This window comes from Streptomyces brasiliensis (genome assembly GCF_014647875.1).
Lineage (GTDB): Bacteria > Actinomycetota > Actinomycetes > Streptomycetales > Streptomycetaceae > Streptomyces > Streptomyces brasiliensis.
In genome coordinates this window covers 1-1191 of the sequence record NZ_BMQA01000229.1, presented here as the reverse complement: position 1 = coordinate 1191, position 1191 = coordinate 1, and the positions used below count along the sequence as shown (strand labels likewise).

Genomic DNA, 1191 nt, shown 5'->3' with positions numbered 1-1191 from the left:
CAGCTTCGATGTGGGTCAGACCCGGCGGAGGACCACGGCACCATCATCACTGCTTCGATGTGCCGTCAGTCTGCCACCGTCTGCCTGGTCAAGTCGCCCACCCGTCAGCACCGTGCGACGGGTCCGCTGGCCGATCGGCTGGCCACGCTGGCCGATCCGCGGTGTCGGCGCGGAAAGCGTCACCCCTTCGTGGCAGTGCTGCTGATCGCCTGCTCCGCTGTGGTGACCGGGGCGAGGAGCTTCGTGGCGATTGATGAGTGGGCCACCGACGCCCCGCAGGACGTTCTGGCCCGGCTCGGTGCCCGCACCGCGACTGCCCTGGCCGTGCGCATCCCGCCCAGCGGCGCGACGATCCGCCGGGTCATCAAGGACACCTGCCCTGGCGGCCTGGCCGACCTCCTCGGCCACGACTCGGCCGGCACCGAAACCCTCGCGATCGACGGCAAGAGCGCCCGTGGCTCGCGCCTGGGCAGCACCCCGGCCGCCCATCTGCTGGCCGCGATGACCGGCACCGGCATGACCGTCACCCAGCTCAGGGTCCCTGAGAAGACCAACGAAATCACCTGCTTCGCCGCCCTCCTGGACCCCTATGACCTGCGAGGAGTCACCGTGACCGGCGACGCACTGCACACCCAGCGCGACCACGCCCGCTTCCTCGTCGAAACGAAGAAGGCCCACTACGCCTTCACCGTGAAACGCAACCAGAAGAACCTCTACACCCAGCTGAGCACCCTGCCCTGGGAGAAGGCGACAGCGAAGTTCTACGACCGCACCACCGGCCACGGCCGCAAGGAGACCCGGGTCGTGCAGGCCCTGACCGTCACCGACCTCGGCGTCGACTTCCCCCACGCCGCCCAGGTCGCCAAGGTCGTACGCCACCGCACCGACACCAAGTCCGGCAAGCAGAGCCGCGAGACCGTCTACGTCATCACCGACCTGACCAGCCGCCAGGCATCCCCGGAACGCATCGCAAAGATCTTGAGGGCACACTGGGTGATCGAAAACAGGCTCCACTTTGTCCGGGATACCGCCTTCCGCGAGGACGCCTCCAAGATCCGCACCGGGCACGGCCCGGAGAACATGGCCACCCTGCGCAGCTTCGCCATCAACCAACTCCGCACCGCCGGCCACACCAACATCGCCGCCGGACTCCGCACGACAGCCCTCCGCCCCTACGAGCGGCCACTGGCC

General features: G+C 68.6%; 1 protein-coding gene. It reads left to right on the top strand.

Features of this window, described 5'->3' with window-relative positions; translation table 11 throughout:
• Positions 1-57: 57 nt before the first annotated feature.
• On the top strand, positions 58-1191 hold a 1134-nt coding region (locus tag IEZ19_RS49905; RefSeq protein ID WP_229841752.1), incomplete at its 3' end, for an ISAs1 family transposase.